Raw genomic sequence first — 24093 nt, 5'->3', positions numbered from 1 at the left:
CGGGCACCGCCATCGGACGGGGTGCGCCGGGGAGGGGCAGGATGGGTCGTGCGGTCCGCCAGTCTAGCGCGCGGCCCGCCCCCCGCTCGCACGGATGGCAGGATCCCCCGTCCCAGGGCGATCCGGCGACCGGAGGTGGCGGAGATGGCGGGTTCGGTGCGCGAGCTGCGGCTGGTGGTGACGGCCGCGGACTACGACGCGGCGCTGGCGTTCTACCGGGACGCCCTCGGGCTGCCGGAGCGGGCGGCGTTCTCCTCCCCCGGGGGCCGCGTGACGATCCTCGAGGCGGGGAGGGCGACCCTCGAGATCACCGACCCGCCCCACGCGGCGTACATCGACGAGGTCGAGGTGGGGCGCCGGGTGGCGGGCCACATCCGGGTGGCGTTCGAGGTCGGCGACGCCGCGGCCGCGACCGCGGACCTCGCGGCGGCCGGCGCGGAGGTCGTGGCCCCGCCGACCCGGACGCCGTGGGACTCCCTCAACGCCCGCCTGGAGGGCCCCGCCGGACTCCAGCTCACCCTGTTCCAGGAGCTCGGCCCCGCGACGTGACCGGCTCACCGCCGGGGGCGGCGCTCCCCGGCGGCGTGCTCGTCGGCCTGGCGGCGGGCCCGGGCGAGGGCGAGCTGCAGGTCGTGCGGCAGGGGGCTGAGGACCTCGATCGGCTCGTCGGTCTCCGGGTGGGGGAACGCGAGCCGGGCGGCGTGGAGGAACTGGCGGTCGAGGCCGAGGGTCTCCTCGCGCCGCCCGTAGACGCGGTCCCCCACGACGGGGTGGCCGACGGATTCGAGGTGGACGCGGATCTGGTGGGTGCGCCCCGTCTCGAGGCGGGCCTCCAGCAGGCTGACGCGGCCGAGGGGCTCCAGCAGCCGCAGGTGCGTCACCGCCTCCCGTCCGTCGACGACGTCGATCGCCTGGCGGGTCCGGACCTTGCGGTCGCGGCCGATGGGCCGGTCGACCGTGAGCGCCGGCGGCGTCCGGCCGTGGACGAGGACGGTGTAGTGCCGTTCGATGAGCCGGTCGCGCAGCATCCTCTGCAGCCGCCGGTGGGCGCGCTCGGACCGCGCCACCACGAGCAGGCCGGAGGTGTCCCGGTCGAGGCGGTGGACGATCCCCGGCCGCGTCGGGTCGGCGCCGCCCGCGATGGCGTGCGCCAGCAGGCCGTGGACGAGCGTGCCCCCGGCGTGGCCGGCGCTCGGGTGGGTCACGACGCCGGCGGGCTTGTCGACGACCAGGAGGTGCTCGTCCTCGTAGCGGACCGTCATCGGGACGCTCTCCGGGACGAGCTCCGACAGCGGCGGGGGGGCGGGACGCACCTCAAGCCGCTCGCCCGCCGCCATCAGGTGGCGCTTCGCGACGACGACCCCGTCGACCAGCACCCGACCCGACTCGATGAGCCGCTGCGCCTCCGCGCGGCTGCCGACGGGCTCCAGCCCGCCGACGACGGCGTCGAGGCGCCGCCCCTGCTCGTCCGGCCCGATCACCACGCGGACCGGGGCGCGGTCGTCACTCAGTGAGCTCGTCCTCCTCGGCGTCCTGCATCAGGCCGATGATGATCAACGCCGCCCCGATCGTGATGGCGCAGTCGGCGAGGTTGAACGCCGGCCAGCGCGCGAAGTCGATGAAGTCGACGACGGCCCCGAGGGCGAGGCGGTCGATCAGGTTGCCGATGCTGCCGCCGACCAGCAGGCCCGCGCCGGCCGCGACGGTCGCGTTGCGCGCGACGAGGCCGGCGAGCGCGATGGCGATGGCGCTCAACGCGATCACGGTGAGCACCGCCACGATGGCCTGGCGTCCCGGGAACAGGCCGAACGCGATGCCCTCGTTCGCGACGCGGGAGATCTGGAAGCCGGGGAACACGTCGATCCGCTCGCGCGGCTCGAGGGTCGCCCGGATGATGGCCTTCGCCGTCTGGTCGAGCACCACGACGAGCGCGGCGAGCACGGCGAAGCGCATCCACCGGCGCTGCGTCTGGCGGCGGTGGCGGCGGTCGATGGCCTGGGCGACGGTCTCGCCCATGGAGGGGCGGGTCGTCCTCACCCCTCCCCCTCCGGCCCGAGCGCGCCGACCAGGCGGCGGGCGACCTCGCCCGGGTCGCCGTCGACCTCGATCAGCTTGCGGGCGCCGCTCGACCCGCGGCGCACCCGCACCGCGCTCGGCCGCACGCCCGACGCCTCGGCGAGGTACGCGCACAACGCCGCGTTCGACTGTCCGTGGTGGGGCGCCGCGGCGATCTGGACGCGGAGCGCCCCCGCCTGGACCCCCACCGCCCGCGTCGCGCGCGAGCGGGGCACCGCCTTGACCGCGACGATCACCCCTCCGTCACGCGGGCTGAGCCATGTGGGGAGGTCATTCAGAACGAGTCCAGCAGGCCGAGGACGAAGAAGCGCAGGATGTAGAGCACCAGGATCGCGACGATCGGCGACAGGTCGAACATCCCCATGGGCGGGATGATCCGCCGGAAGACGTTCAGGAACCAGTCGGTGCTCTGATGCGCGAAGTCCCACAACGCCCGCGGGACGCCCGAGACCGGCGGCCGCGGGGCGAACGACAGCAGGATCCTGACGAAGATCAGGAGCAGGAACACCGTGAAGAGGGCGGAGACGTAGGTCTGGACCGCGTCCATCAGGCACCTCGCCGCGGGGCGGCCATCAGATCTCCGCCGCGCGGCGCGCGGCGGCCAGGACGGCGTCGGCGACGTGGGCCCGGACGGCCCCGCGCTCGAGCACGGCGATGCCGGCGATGGTGGTGCCGGCGGGGGAGCTGACCCGTTGGCGCAGCAGCGCGGGGTCGGTGCCGTCGGCGAGCAGGGCCGCGGTGCCGGCGAGGACGGCGGCGACCATCTCGCGCGCCTGCGGCCGGCCGAGGCCGGCGGCGACGGCGCCCTCCTCGAGGGCCTCCGCGATCACGGCGACGAGGCCGGGGCCGCTGCCGGCGAGTGCCGTCGCCGCGGCGAAGAGGTGCTCGGGGAGCGCGACGACGGCGCCGAGCGGCGCCAGGGTCGCCATGACCGCGTCCCGGCGGGCGTCGTCGAGCCCGTCCGTCGCGACGGCCACCACACCCGCGCCGTGGCGCACGGCGAGGTTCGGCATGGTGCGGACCAGGCCGACGCCGGGGGCGGCGGCGCGCAGGCGCGCGAGGTCCCATCCGGCGACGACCGACAGCACGACGGCGTCGGGGCGCGCGGCGGCGGCGACCGCCGCGAGCGCGGCCCCGGCGTCACCGGGCTTGACGGCGACGCAGACCAGGTCGGCGGCGGCGGTCTCGGCGAGCGTCGCCGGCCGGCCGCCGGCGTCGGCGAGGGCGGCCTCGACCGCCGCGGGCACCTGGTCGGTGACCAGCAGCGCGTCCGCGACCGCGGGACGCCCACGCGACAGCCCCGCGGCGAGCGCGCGACCCATCGCGCCCGCGCCGACCAGGCCGATCGAGGCGGGCCATCCCGCCACTAGCGCCGGGACCCCACTAGTACTGGTTGAAGAAGCCCTTCTCCAGCAGACGGGCCCGCTCCTCCGCCGACACCTCGACGTTGCGCGGCGTGAGCATGAAGACCTTGTCGGCCACCCGCTGCATGCCGCCGTCGAGGGCGTACGTGAGCCCGCTGGAGAAGTCGATGAGGCGCTTCGCGAGGTCGGTCTCGGCGCTCTGGAGGTTGAGGATGACCGGGATCGTCCCCTTGAACTTGTCCGCGATCTGCTGCGCGTCGTTGAAGCTCTTCGGCACGACGAGGTGCACCTCCGCCGGCTGCGGCCGCGACTCGACGGAGCGCATGACCGGGCGGCTGCTGGTGCGGGTCTCCTCCGCGAAGATGTCGTCGAACTCGTTGTCGCGGCGGCGCGGGCCGAGGCGCCGCACGTTCGGCCGCTCGCGGTAGCTGCGCTCCAGGTCCTCGTGCGCCGCGGTCCCGCGCTCGCGGTCACGCGACGGGCGCCGCTCGGGCTCGTCGTCGTAGTCGTCGACGTAGTCGTCCGCCTCGTCGGCCATGCCGAAGTAGACGAGTGTGCGGTGCCAGATGTCGGTGACGGCCATCTACGCGAGTCCCTCAGTGGTTTGACCGGAGGCGCTCGAGGAGCCCACGCCCCACCCGGACCATCGTGGCGCCCTCTTCGGCGGCCACGAGGTAATCCTGGCTCGTGCCCATCGACAGGTCGCCGACATCGTGACGCCCCTCCCACTCCTCCGCCAGGTCAGCGGCCAGGCGCCGCACCTCCGCGAAGTGGGGCCTGCTCATCTCGGCGTCGGGGTGAAGGGGGGGCATGGCCATGAGACCACCGATCACGAGGTCGGTACGGGCCGACACGTCATCGACGAACGCCCGAAGTCGGGGCGGCACGATACCACCTTTGGTTGGCTCCTCGGCGATGTTGATTTCGACGAGAACCCGGGTGGGACCTTCCGAGCGGCGGGCGATCTCCTCGGCCAGCGCCAGGGAGTCGACGGAGTGGATCAGCCGCACCGTCCCCACCAGGTCGCGGACCTTGCGGCGCTGGACGTGGCCGATGAAGTCGAAGGTGAGGCGGTCGCCGGCGACGGCGGCCTTCGCCTGGAGGTCCTGCAGGCGGTTCTCGCCGACGACGCCGACGCCCGCGGCGATCAGCGCCTCGGTGTCCTCCGCGGCGATGTACTTCCCGGCGAGCACCAGCTCGACGGCCCCGGGGGCGCGGCCCCCGCGGCCCGCGGCCTCGTCGAGCCGCTCGCGCGTCTCCGCCAGCACCTCCCGCAGCCGGTCGGCGTCGATCACGCGGCCTCCCCCGTCGCCCAGACGACCCCGGCGTGCCGGCCGGCGGCCTCGCCGTCGCGCCGGTGCGAGTAGAACCGTGCCGCGTCGCAGCTCGTGCAGGCGTCGACCGTCGTGACGGCGGCCGCGTCGACCCCGGCGGCGACGAGCGCGGCGCGGGCGGCGGCGGCGAGGTCGACCGCGTCGCCGCGCACGACCGCCGCGCCGAACCGGTCCGCGAACCGGCGGCGCACCTCGTCCGAGACCGGGTAGCAGCAGGGGCCGATGCCGGGGCCGATCGCGGCCCCGGTGCGCCCGGGTGTCCCGAGCGCGTCGACGGCGCCCTCGACGACGCCGGCGACGAGGCCGCGCCACCCGGCGTGCGCCGCGGCGACCCCCTCCCCGTCGCGGCGCCACAGCAGGACGGGGAGGCAGTCGGCGCCGAGGACCATCAGCGCCCGGCCGGGGACGCGGGTGACGAGGGCGTCGGACGCCGGCCAGTCGCGCAGGGCGCCGGTGAAGCGCCCGGCGTCGTCGCCCTCCCCCACCTCCCTCACGCCGGCGCCGTGCACCTGGCGGGCCATCGCGACCCCGGCGGGGTCGATGCCGAGCGCGGCGCAGAGGGCGGTCCGGTTCCCCCGGACGACGGCGTCGTCGTCGCCGCGGTCGGCGGAGAGGTTCAGCGCGGCGAGCGCCCCGGTGCTGGAGCCGCCGGCCCGGGTGGTGAAGACCGCGCGGGCGGCCGTCCCGGTGGGGACCTCCACGACCACCGGCCCGCTCACGCCGCGTCCCGCGCCACGCGGAGGGCCAGGGCGAGCTGCTCGTCGGCCCCGTCGACGCGGCCGTCGAGCAGCGCGGCGCGCACCTCCTCGAGGGCGCGGCCGATCGCCGGCCCCGGGGCGACGCCCTCGCGCACGAGGTCCGATCCGCGCACGGCGGGCTCCCGGTGCCGGTCGCCCTCCCACCACGTCCCGACGGCGTCGGCGCCCGCGGCGAGGGCCGCGACGGCGGTCGCGGGCGGCGCGCCGCGCAGCAGGCGGTCGACGGCCGACGGCCGGTCGGCGGCCGCGACGGCGGCGGCGAGCGCCGGGCCGGCCTGGACCTCGGCGGCGACGGTCCGCGCCCAGCCGGGCAGGGCGACGCCGGGGACGGCCGCGGGGCGCACCGCGGCGCCGAGGCGGACGGCCCAGGGGACGAGGCCCGGCGCGGCGACGTGCCGCCCGGCGGCGTCGAGCGCGGCGATGCCCCCGGCGGCGCCCGGGGCGACCCACGGCACGCCGAGGTCCTCCAGCAGCGCGAGCGCGGCCCCCGCGTCCGGCTCGTCGAGCAGGCGCCGCAGCTCCTCGGCGACCCGGGGCGAACCGGGGTCGAGCGTGGCGGCGGCGTCCCGCGCCTCGTCCGCCGTCGCCGGCGCGAGGGCGAACCCGAGGCGCGCGGCGTACCGGGCGGCGCGCACCAGCCGGCTCGGGTCCTCGTGGAACGCCCCGGGGCGCAACGTGCGCACCAGGCGGGCCGCGAGGTCGGCGACGCCGCCGTGGGGGTCGGTCAGCTCCCCCTCGCGGGCGCCGCTCAGGCCGACGGCCATCGCGTTGACGGTGAAGTCGCGACGGGCGAGGTCGTCGGGGAGGCTCGCGGGGGTCACGTCCGGCAACGCCCCGGGGTGGGCGTAGCTCTCGGTGCGTGCGGTGACGATGTCGATCTCGCCGCCGTGCGGCAGGCCGAGCACGGCGGTCCCGAAGCGGGTGTGCGCGACGACACGGGCGCCGAGCGCCCGCCCGACGCGTTCCGCCAGCACGACGGCGTCACCCTCGATCAGCAGGTCCAGCTCGCCGCCGGGGGGCAGGCCGAGGAGCGCGTCGCGCACCACGCCGCCGACGGCGCTGACGTCGCCCGTCAGGTGGGGGCGCACGCGGCGGACGAGGGGATGGTCGGCGACCCCCGCGGCGGCCCGGCGGCTAGGATCGTCGACGTGGCCTACGACCCGGTCTCCCGCAAGCTCGCCGACAACGCGCCCGTCGCGCCCGAGATCCTGTCCGCCTTCGCGAAGTTCGAGGGGTTGACGCTGCTGGAGCTGCGCGCGCGGTTCGAGGAGGCCGACGAGCGGTTCCGCACCTGGGTGCGCGACCCCGTCAACGAGGGCCGGCCGATCTCCGAGGCGCCGGACTACCTGGACCGGATCGCGTTGGACAGCCTGCTCGAGCGGCGGACCTGGGCCGAGTAGCGGGGGGACGCACGCCGCTCACCCGTTCGGGATGACGGCGACCGCCTCGATCTCGACCCGGGCGCCCAGTGGGAGGGCGGCGACGCCGACGGTGGCGCGGGCGGGCGCGTGGCCGGTGAAGGCCTCGGCGTAGACGGCGTTCATGGCGGCGAAGTCGCCGGGCAGGTCGGTCAGGAAGACGGTGGTCTTGACCACGTGGCGGAGGTTCCCGTTCGCCGCGGCGAGCACGGCGGCGACGTGGCGGAGGGCGAGTGCCGTCTGCACGCCGACGTCGCCCTCGACGAGGGCGCCGGTGCCGGGGTCGACGGGCACCTGGCCCGAGACGTAGACGAGCGTCCCCGGCTCGACGGCGACCGCCTGGCTGTACGGGGCGCCGGCGACCGGTGCGGGCGCGGCGTCGGTGCGGATCGTCCTCATGGGGTCACCCTACCCGGCACCGCCGCGGTCAGCGCCGGACCGGGACCCCGGCGCCGGCCATCGCGTCCTTGACCTCGGCGATGGTGTAGACGCCGTCGTGGAACACCGACGCCGCGAGGACCGCGTCGGCGTGGCCCTCCGTGACGGCCTGCGGGAAGTGCCCGAGCGTCCCCGCCCCGCCCGAGGCGATGACGGGCACGGGCGCGGCCGCGGTGACGGCGGCGAGCAGCTCGCAGTCGAACCCGCCCTGGGTGCCGTCGCGGTCCATCGAGGTGACCAGCAGCTCCCCCGCGCCCCGCTCCGCGGCCTCGGCGGCCCACGCGACGGCCTCGCGGCCCGTCTCGAGCCGGCCGCCGTTGAGGAAGACCTCCCAGCCGCTCCCGTCGGCGCGCCGCTTGGCGTCGATGGCGACGACGATGCACTGGGCGCCGAAGCGCGCCGACCCGCGGGTGATGAGCGCGGGGTCGCGGACCGCCGCGGAGTTGAGCGACACCTTGTCGGCGCCGGCGGCGAGCACGGCGTACATGTCGTCCTCGGAGCGCAGCCCGCCCCCGATGGTGAAGGGGATGAACACCTCCTCCGCCGTCCGCCGGGCGAGGTCGACGATCGTCCCCCGCTCCTCGTGGCTCGCGGTGATGTCGAGGAAGACGAGCTCGTCGGCGCCCTCCCGGTCGTACCGGGACGCCAGCTCGACGGGGTCGCCGGCGTCGCGCAGGCCGACGAAGTTGACCCCCTTCACCACCCGCCCGGCGTTGACGTCCAGGCAGGGGATGACGCGGATCACGCCCGGCTCCCCGCCCCGAGCACGTCGAGCGCCTCGGTCACGGTGAAGCGACCCTCGTAGAGCGCCCGGCCGACGATCACGCCGTCGAGCGTGGCGACGCCGAGGTCCCGCACGCGCCGCAGGTCGTCGAGGGACGACACGCCGCCGGAGGCGATCAGGCGGAGCGGGGGGGCCGCGTCGGCGAGCCGCCGCATGGCGGCGAGGTTCGGTCCGCCGAGGGTGCCGTCGCGGTTGATGTCGGTGTACGCGAGGTGGCGGACGCCCATGGAGAGCAGCCCCGTCGCGACGTCGATGGCGTCGCGGTCGGTGACCTTCGTCCAGCCGTGGGTGGCGACCTTCCCCTGGCGGGCGTCGAGGGCCACGACCAGGCGGTCGCCGAGGCGGTCGACGGCCCAGGCGAGCAGGTCGCGGTCGTCGATGACGGCGGTCCCGACGACGACGCGGTCGACGCCGGTCGCGAGGGCGGTCTCGATGGCCGCGCGCGAGCGCAGCCCGCCGCCGAGGTGGACGGTGCCGGGGAACGCGGCGGCGATGCTCGCGACGAGCGCCGCGTGGACCGGCTCGCCCGCCCGGGCGCCGTCGAGGTCGACGACGTGGAGCGACGTCGCCCCGTCGGCCGCGAACCGGCGGGCCTGGTCGACGGGGTCCTCGCTGAAGACGGTGGTCTGTGCGAAGTCGCCCTGGCGGAGGCGCACGGCGCGCCCGTCCTGCAGGTCGATCGCCGGGTAGAGGGTGATCACCGGGCCACCGCCCCGGCGCCGACCGACGCGATCCAGCGGCCCAGCAGGCCGAGGCCCGCGGCGCTCGACTTCTCGGGGTGGAACTGGACGCCCATGACCCCCTCCCGGCCCGCGGACGCGCAGAACGGGGTGCCGTGCTCGGCGCGCCCCAGCACCAGCGACGGGTCCTCCGGCTCGCACGCGTAGGTGTGGACGAAGTAGTAGGTCGAGGCCGCGGCGTCGCCGGGGTCGTCGGGCCCGAGCACGCTGTCCGGCGCCCACGTCACGTGGCTCCAGCCGATGTGGGGGAGCTTGCGGTCGGTGCGCAGGCGGCGCACGGCGCCCGGCAGGATGCCGAGCCCGGGGACGCCGGGGCTCTCCTCGCTCTCGGCGAAGAGCAGCTGCAGGCCGAGGCAGATGCCGATCACCGGCACCCCCCGGTCGACGGCGTCGCGCACGGCGGTGTCGAGGCCGCGGGCGCCCATGCGGCGCATCGCCTCGCCGAAGTTGCCGACGCCGGGCAGCACGACCCCGTCGACGTCGCGCGCCCCGTCGGGGTCGACCGCGACGCGCACGTCGGCGCCGAGCCGCTCCAGCGCCTTCACGGCGCTGCGGAGGTTGCTCATCTCGAAGTCGAGGACGGCGAGGCGGGGGCTCACAGGCTGCCCTTCGTCGACGGCACGCCCGTCACCCGCGGGTTCGGGGCGACGGCCACCGCGAGCGCACGGGCGACGGCCTTGAAGGTGCCCTCGATCGCGTGGTGGGCGTTGCCCGGCACCAGCAGGCGCACGTGCAGCGTCAGGCCGGCGTGGTTCGCCAGCCCGCGCAGGAACTCGGACAGCAGCTCGGTCTCGAACCCGCCGATCACCGTGGACGGCAGCGGGACGTCGATCGCCGTGAACGGCCGCCCGGAGAGGTCGAGCGCGCACTGCACGAGGCACTCGTCCATGGGGATCAGGGACGCGCCGTAGCGCTCGATGCCGGAGCGGTCGCCGAGCGCCGAGGTGAGGGCCTGGCCGAGCGTGATGCCGACGTCCTCGACGGTGTGGTGGCTGCCCGTCTCGAGGTCGCCGCGGGCGGCGACCTCCAGGTCGATCAGGGAGTGGCGGGCGAGCAGGGTCAGCATGTGGTCGAAGAAGCCGACGCCGGTCGCGATCGTGGACGCACCCGACCCGTCGAGGTCGACGCGCACGCGCACGTCGGTCTCGCCGGTGGCGCGGTGCGCCTCGCCGACCCGGCTCACGTCGTCCTCCGCCGCGACTCGGCCGAGCGGCGGTGCATCGTGAACCCCTCGGCGTCGGCCAGCGCCGCCAGGTGGGGCGTGAGCGCCGCGACGGCCTCGTCGGTCATCTCGACCACGGACATCCTCCGCAGGAACGTGGTGGGACCGAGGGCCGACGCGTGACGTGCGGCGCCCCCGGTGGGCAGGACGTGGTTGGAGCCGGCGACGTAGTCGCCGAAGGCGGTCGCGCAGTTGGGGCCGGTGAAGACCGCCCCCGAGCGGGTGATCCGCGCCGCCAGCGCCTCGGGGTCGCGGGTCGCGATCTGGAGGTGCTCGGGCGCCATCGCCTCGGCCAGCTCGACCGCCAGGGGCATGCTGGCACACTCGACGAGGGTGATGGGACCGGGGGCGTCCGGCAGCCCGGCGAGCGCCGCCTCGACGGCCGTGATCACCTCGGGGTCGTCGCTCGCGAGCACCGCGGGCGAGTCGGCGCCGTGCTCGGCCTGCGCCAGCAGGTCGAGCGCCATGGCCTCCGGGTCCGCGGACGCGTCGGCGATGATGAGGACCTCGCTCGGGCCGGCGACGCCGTCGATGCCGACGACGCCGAACACCTGCCGCTTCGCCTCCTGCACCCAGGGGCTGCCGGGCCCGACGATCACCGCGACGGGCGGGACGGTCGCGGTGCCGTAGGCGAGCGCGCCGATCGCGGCGGCGCCCCCGGCGGCGTAGACCTCGTCGATCCCGAGCAGGCCGGCGGTGGCGAGGATCGCCGGCGCCGGGCGTCCCCCGGGGCCGGGCGGGCTGACGGCGACGATCCGCTCCACCCCGGCGGCCTGCGCGGGGACGACGCCCATGATGAGGCTCGACGGGTACACCGCCCGTCCCCCGGGGGCGTAGCACCCGGCGGAGTCGACGGGGACGTTGCGCACCTGCACCCGCTGGCCGAACGGGAGCGTGACGTGACGGTCGTCGGGCAGCAGGGCCTCGGAGACGATCCGCACCTGGGAGGCCGCGGCGACGATCGCGGCGCGCAGGTCCTCGTCGAGCGCGTCGACGGCCCGCTCGATGGCGGTCTGCGGCACCCGCAGGCGGTCGTGGGTGAAGTCGGGGTCGTCGAACCGGCGGGCGCCCTCCACCAGGGCGTCGTCGCCGCGGGTGCGGACGTCCTCGAGGGTCTGCGTCACGGCGGCGGCGACCTCGGGCGCGTCCCCCTCGGGGCGCAGCGTGTGGGCGATCGCCTGCGCGCCCCCGGACCGCAGGCGGGCGCGGCGGGGTCCGCTCACGCCGGCACCTCCCCCATCCGCCCGACGACCTCCTCCAGCTCCCCGGCGCGCAGGGTCTGGCTCACGCGGTTCGCGATGAGGCGCGCGGAGGAGTCGAAGATCGGCTCCCGCTCGACGAGGCCGTTCTCCCGGAGCGTGCGGCCGGTCGCGACGAGGTCGACGATGCCGTGCGCGAGGCCCACGAGGGGCGCGAGCTCGACGGAGCCGTTGACCTTGACGACCTCGGCCTGACGGCCGGTGCGCGTGAAGTGCTCCGTCGCGGAGACCGGGTACTTCGTCGCGACCCGGACCACCCCGAGGTGCTCGAGGGCCGCGGGGGTGGGGTCGTCCCCCTCCCGGGTCGCGTAGACCATGCGGCAGCCGCCGAAGCCGAGGTCGAGCAGCTCGTAGACGTCGGGGGCGCGTTCGTGCAGGACGTCCTTGCCCACGATGCCGATGTCGGCGGCGCCGGCCTCGACGTAGGTGGGGACGTCGCTGGGGCGGGTCGTGATGAACGTCGTCCCGTCGGGCGCCTCGATGACGAGGCGGCGCCCGAGGTCGCGCAGGGGCGCGACGTCGACGCCGGCGGCCTCGAGCGCCTCGATCGACCCGGGGAAGAGGGCGCCGAGCGGCACGCAGATCCTCAGGCCGGCGATCGCAGCACCTCGTCCAGGCGGGCGTGGCGGGAGCGCTCCCCGGTCACGCAGTCGAGCACGTCCCAGCCGCCGTCGCCGGTCCCGCGGGCGACCCACCGCCAGCCGTCGGCGGCGGCGAGGGCCTCGGGGTCGGGGTCGTCGGCGGCGACGGCGATCACGGTCATCCCCGCGGCGCGGGCGGCGGCGGCCGTCGGCGCCATCGTGTCGAGCCCACCGACGAGCACGACGCCGTCGCGCGGCCCGGGATCCTCGCCGTCCGCGGCGAGCAGGGCCTGGTGCAGGAGGTCGAGGGTGATGCCGAAGCCGACGGCGGGGCGCGGGCTGCCGAAGCGGCCCGCCAGGTCGTCGTAGCGGCCGCCCATCGCGATCGGTGCGCCGACACCCGGCGCGTACGCCTCGAACACCACACCGGAGTAGTAGCGCCATTCGCGCAGGACGCCCAGGTCGAGCACGACGGCGTCGGCGACGCCGAGGCCGGCGAGCAGGTCGAGCATCACGCCGAGCCGGGCGCACGCCGCGGCCGCGGCCGGGATCTCCCCGGAGATCCGGTCGAGCAGCTCGGGGCCGCCGCGCAGGGTCGGCAGCGCGACGAGCAGGTCGGCGCGCGACCCCTCCCCCGCCGCGGCCCGCGCGAGGCGCCGCCACTCCACGAAGTTGCGGGCGCCGAGGGCGGCGCGCATGCGCTCGCGCATCGCGGGCGCGACGCCGAGGCCGTCGAGGACCGCCGCCGTCAGCGAGACGTCGCCGACGCCGACGCGCAGCCCCTCGAGCCCGGAGGCGCGGAGGCTGTCGACGAGCAGGGCGAGCGCCTCGGCGTCACCGCCGGGGCCGCCCTCGCCGATGAGCTCGATGCCGGCCTGGCGCTGCTCGGACGCCCGCGGGCGCCCCGGCGACGGCGGCCGGAAGACCCGTGCGAGGTACGAGACGCGGACGGGGCCGGGGTGGTCGGCCATCCGCGTCGCGGCGAGGCGGGCGGTCGGGATGGTGAGGTCGGGGCGGAGCACCAGCACGCGGCCGGTGTCGTCGAAGAGGCGGAACGCGTCGCGCAGGCCCGCCTCCTGGGCGCGGTCGATCACCTCGGCGAACTCCAGCACCGGGGTCATGACCTCGCGGTAGCCGTACGCGGCGAAGCGTCCCCGGAGGGCGCCCTCGACGGCGCGGAGCTCCCGGGCCTCGACGGCGAGCACGTCCTTCGACCCGGCCGGGAGCGCGGCCGGCGGGATCGCCGGGGCCCCGGCCTCGCCGTCACTCACGGACACGCTCGATGTCGGCGCCGACCGCCTGCAGGCGCTCGTCGATCCGCTCGTAGCCGCGGTCGATCTGGCCGACGTTGCCGATCTCGCTGACGCCCTTCGCCGCGAGGCTCGCGATCAGCATCGCCATGCCGGCGCGGATGTCGGGGCTCTCGAGCCGCTCGCCGTAGAGCTGCGCCGGCCCGCTGATCACGACCCGGTGGGGGTCGCAGACGACGATGCGCGCGCCCATCGCGACGAGCTTGTCCACGAAGAACAGCCGGTTCTCGAACATCTTCTCGAAGATCATCACCGTGCCGTGCGTCTGCGTGGCGACGGCGACGGCGATGCTGGTGAGGTCCGCGGGGAACGCGGGCCAGATGCCGTCGTCGACCTTCGGGATGGCGTCGCCCTCGTCGGCGATGACGCGGAGGTCCTGGTCGGGCGGCACGCGGAGGGTGTCGCCCTCGTACTCGACGCGGATGCCGAGGCGCTCGAAGGTCAGGTTGATCATGCGCAGGTCCTCGGCGCGCACGTCGGTGATCGTCAGGTCGGACCCGGTGATCGCGCCGAGGCCGATGAACGAGGCGATCTCGATGTGGTCCGGCCCGATCCGGAAGCGTCCGCCGTGGAGGCGGTCGACCCCGTCGACGACCATCCGGTTGGTGCCGATGCCGTCGATCTGGGCGCCCAGCTCGACGAGGAAGCGCGCGAGGTCCTGCACGTGCGGCTCGCTCGCCGCGTTCAGGATGACGGTGCGCCCCGTCGCGATGACCGCCGCCATGAGGGCGTTCTCGGTCGCGGTGACGGACGCCTCGTCGAGGAAGATCTCGGCGCCGCGCAGCCCGGAGTGGCGCAGGTTGTAGCTGCGCTCGACGACGCACTCGGCGCCGAGGCCCCGGAACGCGAGGAGGTGGGTGTCGACGCGGCGGCGGCCGATGAAGTCGCCCCCGGCGAGCGGCAGCTCGACCTGGCCGCAGCGGGCGAGCAGCGGGCCCGCGAGCAGCAGCGACGCCCGCAGGCGCCGGCAGAGGTCGGGGTCGAGGTGCGTGGTGCGCACGCGGTCGGCCCGCAGGGCGAGGGAGTTCGGGCCCTCGTCGCGGATGCTCACCCCGAGGTCGTCGAGGAGGGCGAGCATGACGTGCACGTCGAGGATGTCCGGCACGTTCTCGAGCACGACCTCCTCGTCCGTCAGGAGGCACGCAGCGAGGATCGGCAGAGCGGCGTTCTTGTTGCCGCTCGGCACGATGGTGCCGGACAGCGCACGGCCGCCCCGGATGACCAGCCTGTCCTGACTCACGTGGGTGGACGCTAGCAGCCACCGCGCGCGGCGACGGCCGCGACGGCCTCCACCAGGCGACGGATGTCCGTCTCGTCGGTGAAGAACCCGGTCGACACGCGCAACCCCGGGGGGTGCAGGATCCACCGGGCGATGACGCCGCCGGCCGCCAGGGCGTCGCTCGCGGCGACCGGGTCGCACCCGGCGACGGTGAACGTGACGAGCCCCGCCTGCGGGCCGGGGGGCGTGAGGACGGTCACGCCGGGGACCTCGGTGAGGGCGGCGCGGGTCGCCGCCTGGTTCGCGGCGATGCGGGCGTGGATCCAGTCGTGGCCGAGCTCCTCGAGCCATTCGAGCGACGCCCGCCAGGCGGGCAGCAGGGCGGCGGGGAGCGTCGAGACCTCGTGCCGCCGGGCCCCGGCGTGCAGGGTGATGCCTCCCCCCGGGCCGTGGTCGGTCCCCGCCTCGTAGCCGGTCTGGGTGATGTCGATCCGCTCCATCGCGCCGGGCGCGATCCAGAGGGCGCCGAGCCCGCCGGGCCCGAGCAGCCACTTGTGCGCGGGGAACGCGTACGCGTCGACGCCGAGGGCGTTGACGTCGACCGGGATCGCGCCGGCGGACTGGGCGCCGTCGACGAGCACGAGGGCGCCGACGGCGCGGGCCGCCCGGACGGCGGCGGCGACGTCGAGGACGGCGCCGGTCGACCACGCCACGTGGGAGAGCGCGACGAGGCGGGTGCGCGGTCCGACGGCCGCCGCGAGCTCCTCGGCGAGGCGCCGCCCGTCGCCGTCGTGGTCGATCGTCCGCAGCACGGCGCCGGTGCGGCGGGCGACGGTGGCGAGCGGCACCCCCATCCCGGGGTGCTCGAGGGCGGGCATGACGATCTCGTCGCCGGGCCGCCAGTCGATGCCCCACGCGACGACGTTGACGCCGGCGGTGGTGTTGTCCGTCAGCGCGATCCGGGTGGCGCCGGCGCCGACGACCCTCCCCGCCGCGGCCCGCACCCGGGCGGCCTCGGCGGCGACGAGGCCGAAGCCGGCGGCGCTGCCGCGGCCGGCGGCGAGCTCGGCGGCCTGCCACTCCGCCGTCGCCCGCGCCGCGACACGTGTCAGGGGCCCGCACGCCCCGGTGTTGAGGTAGACCTCGGGGGCGAGGCACGGGAGCTGGTCCCGCACGGTGCGGAGGTCGGGGGGCACCGGCGCATGGTAGCCGGGGCGGCCCGCCGGGCCCCGCGGGACGCCGTTGCGCGTGCCCCGCGCGCCCCGCTATAACCCGCCTGCATGCGGCTGCTGCGGATGATGCCCGGCTACGGGGAGACGCTCGTCTGCGAGGGCGACCCTCGGGTGGAGGGCGAGCGCGAGGAGCTCCTGCGCGCGTTCCGCGCCCAGCTCGACGCGGGGATGTGGGCGGCGGTGCCGGTCACCGACGGCGCGACGGGCCGCCGCGAGGCGGTGCTGGTGACCGACTTCCGCGACGTCCCGGCCGACGCCGAGCGCGTCCTCTTCTGGCCGCGCGCCGCCGGCGGCGCCCCTCCCTCCCCCGTCCGCTAGGGCGCGATGACGGGGCTCTGGGTCGTCCTCCTGACGGCGACCCTGGGGGCCCTCGCGGTGGTGATCACCCGCCCGGGCCGGACGCCGCGCAGCCGCCGTCGCGAGGGCGCGGCCAGCGCGCCGGCGTGGCTCCGGGAGCCGCCGTTGCCCCCGGAGGACGCGGAGCGCCGGGCGCTCGACCTGTTGCGGTCGGTGGTCAACGAGGACGAGTGGGAGATGTTCCGCGACCTCGGCTTCATCTGCGTCGCGGGTCGCCGCCGGCGCCGGGACGCGGCCCCCGGGGATCCGGCGCGGTACCGGTACCTGGTCTACCCGCACCTGCCGGTGGTCGCGTTGCTGCCGCGGTCGCTGGCGCCGGTGCGCGAGTACTGCGTGCAGTTCCCGGACCGGACCGGCCCGGGCGCGACCCGGCTGCTGCCGGCGGGCGACGACGTGCTCGCGAAGTGGATGACCCTGCGGGCCGACGAGGACCGCCTGCTGGCCTACGCCAACGTCGGCGGCGCCGGATGCCAGGTGCCCCTGCGGCGCATCGAGCGGGACCTGCGCCGGCTGGAGCGGTGGAGCGCCGCGCGCCCTCAGAAGGGCGCGGGCGGGGCCTCCGGGGGTGCGGGGGCGCCGGGGCCTCCGGCGGGGAGGTCGTCGGCGGTGAGCTCCTCGATCCGACGCTGAGCGGCCGCGAGGCGCTCGCGGCAGGCGGCGAGAAGCGCCTGGCCCTGCTCGAAGAGGCCGAGCGCCTCCTCCAGGCCGACCTCCCCCGCCTCGAGGCGGGCGACGACCTCGTCGAGGCGCCGCAGGGCCTCCTCGAACGTGGGCGGGGTCCCGTCGCCGGGGGGCGTGGTGGTCATGCGGGGGCCTCCGCCCGTGCGGGGACCGCCCCGTCGCGCATCTCGATCACGATCCTCCGCCCCTCCGCCACGTCGCCCGCCGATCCGATCACGCTCGCGTCGTCCGCGTCGCGGACGATGGCATACCCGCGCGCGACGGTCCGGCGCGGTGAGAGCAGGTGCAGCATGGCGGCGGCGCCGTCGACGCGGCGGACGGCGGCGTCGCGGCGCGCGGCGACGGCCCGCTCGAGGCGGCCGGCGCGGTCGTCGACGGCGGCGGGGGCGCGGGCGGCGACGCGCTCCAGCCCGCCGCGCAGGCGCGGGGCGAGGCGGTCGACGCGGTCGCGGCCGAGGTCCCCGCGGGCGCGGAGGGCGCGCACGAGGTCGGTGGACCTCCGGTCGACGTCGATGCGCGCGCGGGCCCCGGCGCGGACGAGGCCGCGGGTGATGGCGGCCGCGGAGTCGGCGAGGTGGGCGTCGAGGGCCTCGCGGCTGGGGACGACGGCGGCCGCGGCGGCGGTCGGGGTGGAGACGCGCACGTCGGCGACGAGGTCGCAGAGGGTGACGTCGCGTTCGTGGCCGACGGCGGACACGACCGGGGTGCGGGTCGCGGCGACGGCGCGGCAGACGGTCTCGCTGTTGAAGGCCATGAGGTCCTCGAGGGACCCGCCACCGCGGGCGATGACGATGACGTCGACGCCGTCGAGGCCGTCGAGGTGGCGGAGCGCCCGGGCGATGAGGGCGGGGGCGGCGTCGCCCTGGACGGGGACGCTGACGAGCGCGACGTCCGCGCCGGGGAAGCGGGCCCAGACGTTGGTGAGCACGTCGTCCCGGGCGGCGCCGTCGACGCTGGTGACGAGGCCGATGCGGCGCGGCAGGAGCGGTGGGCGCACCTTCCGCCCGGGGGCGAGCAGGCCCTCCGCCTCGAGCACGGCGCGGAGGGCGTCGACCCGGGCGCGCAGGAGCCCCTCCCCCGCCAGCTCGAGCTTCTCGACCCGCATGGACAGCTGGGCGCGGCCCCGCCAGAACTCGATGCGCCCGTAGGCCTGCACCTGGGCGCCGTCGCGTGGGCGGTGCTCGAGGCGCTCGAAGACGATCCCGTTCATGGACGCCTCGAGGACGTGCTCGCCGCGGAGGGTGAACCGCATCTGGGTGCGGGCGGGGCGCAGGTCCTGCAGCTCGGCCTCGACCCAGAAGGAGCGGAGGTCCTCGAACATGCGCGCGAGGCGCCCGGTGACGTCCTCGACCGAGAAGACCCTCCGGTCGCCGACCTGCCTCACGGCATCAGCGCGTCGACGATCTCCGCGGCGCGGGCGCCGCTCGACACGGCGCCCTCGATCGAGGGGTGGGTGGTGAGGTCCCCGGCCATGATGAGGTTGCCGACCCGGGTGCGGGGGCCGGGGAGGCCGCGCCGCACGCCGACGCCGGGGCGGTACTGGGCGAAGGCGTGCTCGTGGACGCCGATGGGTTCGGCGAGGCCGTCCCAGTCGTAGCCGGGCGCCCAGCGGCGGACGAGGGCGCCGACCGCCTCGACGAGGCCGTCGGAGGTCCCGCCGCCGGTGGTGACGGTCTGGGCGAGCAGGATGTGCGGGCCGTCGGGCGCCCCGGGGCGGGTGATGTTTGTGGTCTGGCAGACGAGGTCGACGTGCGGTCCGTCGCCGTCGCGGCGGCCGTCGGCGTTGAGCACGATGGAGCGGCCGGTGTAGAGGGGCCGTCGCAGCGCGAACGCCGCCGTCGCGGACGACGCGGCGCGGGTGGGGAGTCGGGCGATGACGTCGTCGTCGATCCCCGCGAGGAGGCGGGCGGCGGCGGGCGCCTCGACGGCGAGGACGACGTGGCGGGCGCTGAGCACGCGTCCGTCGCCGGTGCGCACACCGGTGATCCGGCGGGCGTCGGCGTCGACGTCGAGGCCCTCGACGGGTGTGCCGAGCTGGATGGTGCCGCCGGCCTGGCGGATCGCCGCGGAGGTCCACTCGGCGACCATGCCGAGGCCGTCGCTCGGGATGACGGACGGGCCGCGGGCGAGCATCGCGAGGAGGAAGCGGAAGTAGCCGGGGTCGGCGGACAGGTCCCGGTCGAGGAGGATGACGCCGAAGAGGGGCCGGAAGAAGCCGTCGATGGCGGCGTCGGAGAAGCCCTCGGCGCGGAGGTAGGCCTCGGTGCTGGGGGCGTCGTCGTCCTCGGCGAGCAGCGATTCGACGGAGCGGCCGACGACGCGCGCGCCGAGGGCGGCGAGGCGGAGGCGGTCGGGGCGCGGGAGGCCGTCGAACGCGAGGCCGGCGACCTTGGACGTGCCGAGGCGGCGGGCCGTCCCCTCCCCGTCGATGAAGACGGCGCCTCCGGCGACGGGCCGCAGGTCGCGGCGTGGGAGCCCGATGTCCTTGAGGAGGCGCCGGGTGCGGGGGTAGGCCCGGAAGAGGGTCTGGAACCCCCGGTCGACAGGGCGTCCCCGGTGCCAGACGGTGCGGGCGCGTCCGCCGGGGGCCTCGTCGGCCTCGAGGACGGTGACGCTGCGGCCGGCGACGGCGAGGCCGTATGCGCAGGCGAGGCCGGCGAGGCCCCCTCCCACGACGATGCAGTCCAGGCCGCCGGGCCGGGGTTCGGTGTCGCTCATCGCGGCGATGGTACCAGCGGGTCCGGAGGCCCCTGGACGGTCCCGGAGGGGGCGGCGACGGCGGGCTGGAGCTCGTCGCAGACGCGGGCGGCGCTGGCGATGAACGCCTCCGCGGCGGCGGAGAGAGCCCGGTCGCGGTGCCATGCGACGGCGATCCGCCGGGACGGGACGGTGTCCCCCATGGGGAGGACGGCGACCCGGTCGTCGCCGGGGTCGGCCGCGAGCAGGGGCACGAGCGCGGAGGCCATCCCCGCCCCGACGAGGCCCTGGACGGTGCCGTTGTCGTCGGAGCGGAAGACGATGTCGAGGTCGACGCCGTGCCGGCGGATGTGGGCGTCGACGAACTCCCCGGAGAGGCAGTGGCGGAACCCGATGAGCGGCCGTCCCGCGAGGTCGGTGAGCGCGAGGGGCCCGTCGCGGCCGGCGAGGGGGTCGGAGGCGGCGACCATGAGGACGTAGGGGTCGGTCATGAGCTCGACGCCCTCGTACGGGCCGTCGGGCATGGGGAGGACGGTGAACGAGAGGTCGAGCTCGCCGCGTTCGAGGAGGGCGAGGAGCTCGGCGTCGTTGCCGGATTCGGTGAGCTCGACGGTGACGCCGGGGCGTTCCTGCAGGAAGCGGCGCATGAGGTCGGGGAGGATCCGCGCGCCGACGCTCTGGTAGGTGCCGACGCGGAGGGTCCCGGTGGCGCCGTCGGCGAGGGCGGCGAGGTCAGCCCACGCGGCCTCCATGTCGGCGGTGATGCGCTCGGCGTGGCGCAGCAGCACCCGGCCCGCCTCGGTCATGGAGATGCGCCGCGGCCCGCCGGGCCGGTCGATGAGCCGCACCCCGGTGGCGCGCTCGAGGGTGGCGATCTGCTGGGAGACGGCGGACTGCGTGTACCCGAGCAGCGTCGCGGCGCCCCCGAACGAGCCGGCCTCGGCGACCGCCCGGAGCGCGGCGAGGTGCCGGACCTCGACCTGGAGCCATCCATCGCGTTCCATGATGGACTCGAACGCTAACCCGATTTGTCCTTATTCGCCACCCGCGAGACGCTGCTCCCACACGACAGGGAGCACCGAGATGCACCGCTACACCGAGTTGAGGAGCCTCCAGGACCGCCACCTCCCGAGCGCCCCGAAGCACGTCGTCCCGCGCCGGGCACGGCCCGGCCTCGGCCGGCGCCTCCTCACCCTCCTCCGGCGCGACGCCGGCACCGCCCCGGCCCCGGCCGCCGCGGTCCCTCCGCCCCATCGCCCCGGACGACGCCTCGCGGCCCCGCCCTGCGACTCCGAGCCCGACTGGTGCTGACACGTCATCCCTGACGCACGTCGGGCAGGCGTGACAGGGACGGCAGTCGCGCGCCGGCGATGACTCGGGATCCCGGACTCTCACGTCGGCTCTCACGCAACTTCTCAGGGAACGCGTGCAGGCGAGGGCGTCGGCGATCGCCGGACGGGCGCCCCACGCGGTAGGCGCCAATCAACCGCTCGAGGAACACGCCACGCTGGAGGGGACGGGGGAGCCATCCCCCGGGCAACGCTCAGGCCGTCGCATCAAGGGGACACGTTGGGCGTGGACCCGAGGTCCACTCGGCCGTCGAGCCGAGGTCCACTTGGCCGAGGGAGCCGAGGTCCACTTGGCCGTCGCGCCGAGGTCCACTTGGCCGCGGGGTCGAGGTCCACTTGGCCGTGGGGTCGAGGTCCACTTGGCCGTGGGGTCGAGGTCCACTTGGCCGTGGGGTCGAGGTCCACTTGGCCGTGGGGTCGAGGTCCACTTGGCCGTGGGGTCGAGGTCCACTTGGCCGTGGCGTCGAGGTCCACTTGGCCGTCGAGTCGAGGTCCACCTGGCCTGAGGGTCGCGGTCCACCTGGCCTGAGGGTCGCGGTCCAATTGGCCGCGGGGCCGCGCTCGCCCCCCGCGCCCGACCGATGCCGTAACCGGCCGTCGTCAGCTGCTCAGAGAATCGTGGCCGGCAGCAGGGCCTCATCGCGTTCCCTGGACGCGCGGGCCGGCGTGCCTGCGACCTGCGGGCGTCTCGCCGAAGGACTGACGCGCCCATCGGTCGCTCGTCCCCCGGCCGGCCGTCATCCCTGCCGGCGCCCGTCGGCCCGCACCTCCACGGCCGCCGCCGCCGCGACTCCGCCGTCTGGAGCGAGGCCACCACTCGGCCGCTCACGCGCCTTAACGACGAAGAGCCGCCGGGCCTAAGCCCCGCGGCTCTGCGTTCAACAACCAGACTAATCCCGGCGGCGACCTACTCTCCCGCGAGTCTTCACTCGGAGTACCATCGGCGCAAAGAGGCTTAACTGCTCTGTTCGGAATGGGAAGAGGTGTTTCCCTCTCGCTAAGACCACCGGAAAACCTCGAGGGCATACCCTCAAGACTGCATAGCGGCGTGGTGTGCTCCGAAAAGTGTGTGGTCAAGCCCTCGGCGGATTAGTACGGGTCTGCTGAACACATTGCTGCGCTTACACATCCCGCCTATCAACCAGGTGGTCTACCTGGAGCCTTACCCCCTTGAAGGGGTGGGAGATCTCATCTTGAGGTGGGCTTCCCGCTTAGATGCTTTCAGCGGTTATCCCGTCCAGACGTAGCTAGCCAGCAGTGCCGTTGGCACGACAACTGATACACCAGAGGTCTGTTCATCCCGGTCCTCTCGTACTAGGGACGACTCCTCGCAAATCTCCAACGCCCACCGCAGATAGGGACCGAACTGTCTCACGACGTTCTGAACCCAGCTCGCGTACCGCTTTAATGGGCGAACAGCCCAACCCTTGGGACCAACTCCAGCCCCAGGATGCGACGAGCCGACATCGAGGTGCCAAACCCTCCCGTCGATGTGGACTCTTGGGGAGGATAAGCCTGTTATCCCCGGAGTACCTTTTATCCGTTGAGCGACGGCAATTCCACTCTCTACCGCCGGATCACTAAGGCCTACTTTCGTACCTGCTCGACCTGTCAGTCTCGCAGTCAAGCTCCCTTATGCCTTTACACTCTACGCACGATTTCCAACCGTGCTGAGGGAACCTTTGCGCGCCTCCGTTACAATTTGGGAGGCGACCGCCCCAGTCAAACTGCCCACCTGACACTGTTCGAACGCCGGATCACGGTCGTCCGTTAGATGCCCAGAACATCCAGGGTGGTATCCCAAGGGTGGCTCCACAGCAGCTGACGCCACTGTCTCACAGCCTCCCACCTATCCTGGACAGGATGTCCCAAACACCAATATCAAGCTGCAGTAAAGGTTCACGGGGTCTTTCCGTCTTGCGGCGGGTAATCGGCATCTTCACCGATACTACAATTTCACCGAGTCCCTCGTTGAGACAGCGCCCAACTCGTTACGCCATTCGTGCAGGTCGGAACTTACCCGACAAGGAATTTCGCTACCTTAGGACCGTTATAGTTACGGCCGCCGTTTACCGGGGCTTGGTTTCAAAGCTTCGCCTTGCGGCTGACCTCTCCACTTGACCTTCCGGCACCGGGCAGGCGTCAGCCCCTATACGTCGTCTTACGACTTCGCAGAGACCTGTGTTTTTGGTAAACAGTCGGTTGGGCCAATTCTCTGCGGCCCCCTCGAGCTCGAGACGCGAAGTCTTTCACTCTACCGGGGCGTCCCTTCTCCCGAAGTTACGGGACAATTTTGCCGAGTTCCTTAACGAGGGTTATCTCGATCACCTCGGTATGCTCTACCTGCCCACCTGTGTCGGTTTTGGTACGGGCGCGTTCCCACTCCCTAGAGGCTTTTCTCGGAGGCATGGGCTCGACGACTTGCCGTCTTACGACGACCGACATCCCCTCTCGGAGTTAATGGACCCCGGATTTTCCTGAGGTCCCTCCTACCGGGTTGTCCGTGGACTACCAACGCCACGGTTCGCCTACCCTTCCCCGTCCCCCCATCGGTAATAGCGCGGAAGACGCGGTACAGGAATATCAACCTGTTGTCCATCGCCTACGCCTGTCGGCCTCGGCTTAGGTCCCGACTAACCCTGAGCAGATTAGCTTTACTCAGGAAACCTTGGGCATCCGGTGGAGGAGTTTCTCACTCCTCTTTCGTTACTTATGCCTGCATTCTCACTTCTCCGCGCTCCACGGGAGCTTGCCGCTGCCGCTTCACTGCACGAAGAACGCTCTCCTACCACTCCGTCCGAAGACGAAGTCCACAGCTTCGGGGGCCGGCTTGAGCCCCGTTACATTATCCGCGCACGAGCACTTGACCAGTGAGCTATTACGCACTCCTTAGACGAATGGCTGCCTCTAAGCCAACATCCTGGTTGTCTGTGCACTCGCACAACGTTTTCCACTTAGCCGGCGCTTGGGGCCCTTAGCTGGTGGTCTGGGCTGTTTCCCTCTCGACTACGAAGCTTATCCCCCGCAGTCTGACTCCCCTGCTCTGGAGTCGTGGCATTCAGAGTTTATCTGACTTCGGTAACCTGGTAGGGCCCCTAGGCCAAACAGTGCTTTACAACCACGACTGAACGCAGGAGGCTATACCAAAATATATTTCGGAGAGAACCAGATATCACCGAGTTTGATTAGCCTTTCACTCCGATCCACAGGTCATCCCCGCCGTTTTCAACCGACGTGGGTTCGGTCCTCCACGAGGTCTTACCCCCGCTTCAAC

At 74.4% G+C, this 24093-nt stretch carries 28 protein-coding genes and 2 rRNA genes (1 of these 30 cut by a window edge); 5 read left to right on the top strand and 25 right to left on the bottom strand.

Features of this window, described 5'->3' with window-relative positions:
* Positions 1-144 precede the first annotated feature (144 nt).
* Positions 145-549 carry a VOC family protein gene (locus IU369_RS08415; RefSeq protein WP_217924126.1) on the top strand — a complete coding sequence of 135 codons (405 nt, stop codon included), beginning with the start codon at positions 145-147 and terminating at the stop codon, positions 547-549.
* A gap of 5 nt (positions 550-554) precedes the next feature.
* On the opposite strand, the gene IU369_RS08410 is transcribed toward IU369_RS08415, so the two are convergent.
* The 9 genes from IU369_RS08410 to IU369_RS08370 are packed head-to-tail and all read right to left on the bottom strand — an operon-like array spanning position 555 to position 6620.
* Positions 555-1484: an RluA family pseudouridine synthase gene (locus tag IU369_RS08410; protein ID WP_425516804.1), complete on the bottom strand. Its 930-nt coding sequence runs from the start codon at positions 1482-1484 to the stop codon at positions 555-557.
* Between the two features lie 19 nt (positions 1485-1503).
* The gene (gene lspA, locus IU369_RS08405) at positions 1504-2037 is read right to left on the bottom strand and encodes a signal peptidase II (protein WP_217924124.1); all 534 of its coding nucleotides are present in this window, start codon (positions 2035-2037) and stop codon (positions 1504-1506) included.
* Positions 2034-2312 carry a DUF167 domain-containing protein gene (locus tag IU369_RS08400; protein ID WP_281426219.1) on the bottom strand — a complete coding sequence of 93 codons (279 nt, stop codon included), beginning with the start codon at positions 2310-2312 and terminating at the stop codon, positions 2034-2036. The genes lspA and IU369_RS08400 overlap by 4 nt, the downstream gene beginning before the upstream one ends.
* Before the next feature lie 38 nt (positions 2313-2350).
* Positions 2351-2623 carry a YggT family protein gene (locus IU369_RS08395; protein WP_217924122.1) on the bottom strand — a complete coding sequence of 91 codons (273 nt, stop codon included), beginning with the start codon at positions 2621-2623 and terminating at the stop codon, positions 2351-2353.
* A 25-nt stretch (positions 2624-2648) separates the two neighbouring features.
* Positions 2649-3443 (bottom strand): pyrroline-5-carboxylate reductase, encoded by a 795-nt coding sequence (gene proC / locus IU369_RS08390; protein ID WP_217924121.1) that lies wholly within the window; start codon positions 3441-3443, stop codon positions 2649-2651.
* Between the two features lie 16 nt (positions 3444-3459).
* Positions 3460-4023 carry a cell division protein SepF gene (locus IU369_RS08385; protein ID WP_217924120.1) on the bottom strand — a complete coding sequence of 188 codons (564 nt, stop codon included), beginning with the start codon at positions 4021-4023 and terminating at the stop codon, positions 3460-3462.
* A 13-nt stretch (positions 4024-4036) separates the two neighbouring features.
* Positions 4037-4735: a YggS family pyridoxal phosphate-dependent enzyme gene (locus IU369_RS08380; protein WP_217924119.1), complete on the bottom strand. Its 699-nt coding sequence runs from the start codon at positions 4733-4735 to the stop codon at positions 4037-4039.
* The gene (locus tag IU369_RS08375) at positions 4732-5493 is read right to left on the bottom strand and encodes a purine nucleoside phosphorylase YfiH/LACC1 family protein (protein WP_217924118.1); all 762 of its coding nucleotides are present in this window, start codon (positions 5491-5493) and stop codon (positions 4732-4734) included. Before IU369_RS08375 ends, IU369_RS08380 begins: the two co-directional genes overlap by 4 nt.
* Positions 5490-6620: a tRNA nucleotidyltransferase/poly(A) polymerase family protein gene (locus IU369_RS08370; RefSeq protein WP_217924117.1), complete on the bottom strand. Its 1131-nt coding sequence runs from the start codon at positions 6618-6620 to the stop codon at positions 5490-5492. The genes IU369_RS08375 and IU369_RS08370 overlap by 4 nt, the downstream gene beginning before the upstream one ends.
* 60 nt (positions 6621-6680) lie before the next feature.
* On the opposite strand from IU369_RS08370, the gene IU369_RS08365 reads away from it, so the two are divergent.
* Positions 6681-6932, top strand: coding sequence for a hypothetical protein (locus tag IU369_RS08365; RefSeq protein ID WP_217924116.1), 252 nt, complete (start codon positions 6681-6683; stop codon positions 6930-6932).
* Positions 6933-6950: 18 nt separating this feature from the next.
* On the opposite strand, the gene IU369_RS08360 is transcribed toward IU369_RS08365, so the two are convergent.
* Genes IU369_RS08360 through IU369_RS08315 form a run of 10 tightly spaced genes read right to left on the bottom strand, consistent with a single transcriptional unit; the run spans position 6951 to position 15699 of the window.
* Positions 6951-7349 (bottom strand): Rid family detoxifying hydrolase, encoded by a 399-nt coding sequence (locus IU369_RS08360; protein ID WP_217924115.1) that lies wholly within the window; start codon positions 7347-7349, stop codon positions 6951-6953.
* Positions 7350-7377: 28 nt separating this feature from the next.
* On the bottom strand, positions 7378-8133 hold the full coding sequence (gene hisF / locus IU369_RS08355; RefSeq protein ID WP_217924114.1) for an imidazole glycerol phosphate synthase subunit HisF: 756 nt from the start codon (positions 8131-8133) through the stop codon (positions 7378-7380).
* Complete coding sequence (gene hisA, locus IU369_RS08350; protein WP_343233230.1) at positions 8130-8870, bottom strand: 1-(5-phosphoribosyl)-5-[(5-phosphoribosylamino)methylideneamino]imidazole-4-carboxamide isomerase; 741 nt, start codon at positions 8868-8870, stop codon at positions 8130-8132. Before hisA ends, hisF begins: the two co-directional genes overlap by 4 nt.
* A complete protein-coding gene (gene hisH, locus IU369_RS08345; protein ID WP_217924112.1) occupies positions 8870-9511 on the bottom strand; it encodes an imidazole glycerol phosphate synthase subunit HisH in 642 nt (213 codons plus the stop codon). The genes hisA and hisH overlap by 1 nt, the downstream gene beginning before the upstream one ends.
* A complete protein-coding gene (hisB, locus tag IU369_RS08340) occupies positions 9508-10095 on the bottom strand; it encodes an imidazoleglycerol-phosphate dehydratase HisB (protein WP_217924111.1) in 588 nt (195 codons plus the stop codon). The genes hisH and hisB overlap by 4 nt, the downstream gene beginning before the upstream one ends.
* On the bottom strand, positions 10092-11357 hold the full coding sequence (gene hisD / locus IU369_RS08335; protein ID WP_217924110.1) for a histidinol dehydrogenase: 1266 nt from the start codon (positions 11355-11357) through the stop codon (positions 10092-10094). Before hisD ends, hisB begins: the two co-directional genes overlap by 4 nt.
* Positions 11354-11971, bottom strand: coding sequence for an ATP phosphoribosyltransferase (gene hisG, locus IU369_RS08330; protein WP_217924109.1), 618 nt, complete (start codon positions 11969-11971; stop codon positions 11354-11356). Before hisG ends, hisD begins: the two co-directional genes overlap by 4 nt.
* An 8-nt stretch (positions 11972-11979) precedes the next feature.
* The gene (gene hisZ, locus IU369_RS08325; protein WP_217924108.1) at positions 11980-13245 is read right to left on the bottom strand and encodes an ATP phosphoribosyltransferase regulatory subunit; all 1266 of its coding nucleotides are present in this window, start codon (positions 13243-13245) and stop codon (positions 11980-11982) included.
* On the bottom strand, positions 13238-14524 hold the full coding sequence (gene murA, locus IU369_RS08320; protein WP_217924107.1) for a UDP-N-acetylglucosamine 1-carboxyvinyltransferase: 1287 nt from the start codon (positions 14522-14524) through the stop codon (positions 13238-13240). Before murA ends, hisZ begins: the two co-directional genes overlap by 8 nt.
* Before the next feature lie 11 nt (positions 14525-14535).
* A complete protein-coding gene (locus IU369_RS08315; protein ID WP_217924106.1) occupies positions 14536-15699 on the bottom strand; it encodes an aminotransferase class V-fold PLP-dependent enzyme in 1164 nt (387 codons plus the stop codon).
* A gap of 84 nt (positions 15700-15783) precedes the next feature.
* Here IU369_RS08315 and IU369_RS08310 point away from each other — a divergent pair, with 84 nt between their 5' ends.
* Positions 15784-16053: a hypothetical protein gene (locus tag IU369_RS08310; RefSeq protein WP_217924105.1), complete on the top strand. Its 270-nt coding sequence runs from the start codon at positions 15784-15786 to the stop codon at positions 16051-16053.
* Between the two features lie 6 nt (positions 16054-16059).
* Entirely contained in the window at positions 16060-16722 is a 663-nt protein-coding gene (locus tag IU369_RS08305) for a hypothetical protein (RefSeq protein WP_217924104.1), read from the top strand.
* On the opposite strand, the gene xseB is transcribed toward IU369_RS08305, so the two are convergent.
* The 4 genes from xseB to IU369_RS08285 are packed head-to-tail and all read right to left on the bottom strand — an operon-like array spanning position 16629 to position 20474.
* On the bottom strand, positions 16629-16898 hold the full coding sequence (gene xseB, locus IU369_RS08300; RefSeq protein WP_217924103.1) for an exodeoxyribonuclease VII small subunit: 270 nt from the start codon (positions 16896-16898) through the stop codon (positions 16629-16631). The two genes, IU369_RS08305 and xseB, sit on opposite strands and share 94 nt — an antisense overlap.
* Positions 16895-18157 carry an exodeoxyribonuclease VII large subunit gene (gene xseA, locus IU369_RS08295; RefSeq protein ID WP_217924102.1) on the bottom strand — a complete coding sequence of 421 codons (1263 nt, stop codon included), beginning with the start codon at positions 18155-18157 and terminating at the stop codon, positions 16895-16897. The genes xseB and xseA overlap by 4 nt, the downstream gene beginning before the upstream one ends.
* Complete coding sequence (locus IU369_RS08290) at positions 18154-19491, bottom strand: FAD-dependent oxidoreductase (protein WP_217924101.1); 1338 nt, start codon at positions 19489-19491, stop codon at positions 18154-18156. The genes xseA and IU369_RS08290 overlap by 4 nt, the downstream gene beginning before the upstream one ends.
* Entirely contained in the window at positions 19488-20474 is a 987-nt protein-coding gene (locus tag IU369_RS08285; protein ID WP_217924100.1) for a LysR family transcriptional regulator, read from the bottom strand. The genes IU369_RS08290 and IU369_RS08285 overlap by 4 nt, the downstream gene beginning before the upstream one ends.
* Before the next feature lie 79 nt (positions 20475-20553).
* Here IU369_RS08285 and IU369_RS08280 point away from each other — a divergent pair, with 79 nt between their 5' ends.
* Complete coding sequence (locus tag IU369_RS08280) at positions 20554-20781, top strand: hypothetical protein (RefSeq protein WP_217924099.1); 228 nt, start codon at positions 20554-20556, stop codon at positions 20779-20781.
* A 932-nt stretch (positions 20782-21713) separates the two neighbouring features.
* On the opposite strand, the gene rrf is transcribed toward IU369_RS08280, so the two are convergent.
* Together rrf and IU369_RS08270 are read right to left on the bottom strand one after the other, a co-directional pair.
* Positions 21714-21830: ribosomal RNA gene (gene rrf, locus IU369_RS08275) — 5S ribosomal RNA — on the bottom strand.
* A gap of 58 nt (positions 21831-21888) precedes the next feature.
* A 23S ribosomal RNA gene (locus tag IU369_RS08270) occupies positions 21889-24093 on the bottom strand; it runs 783 nt beyond the window's last position.

The sequence above is a fragment of the Miltoncostaea oceani genome (assembly GCF_018141545.1).
GTDB lineage: Bacteria > Actinomycetota > Thermoleophilia > Miltoncostaeales > Miltoncostaeaceae > Miltoncostaea > Miltoncostaea oceani.
The sequence above is the reverse complement of the archived record's forward strand: the minus strand, read 5'-3'. Positions and strand labels throughout refer to the sequence as shown.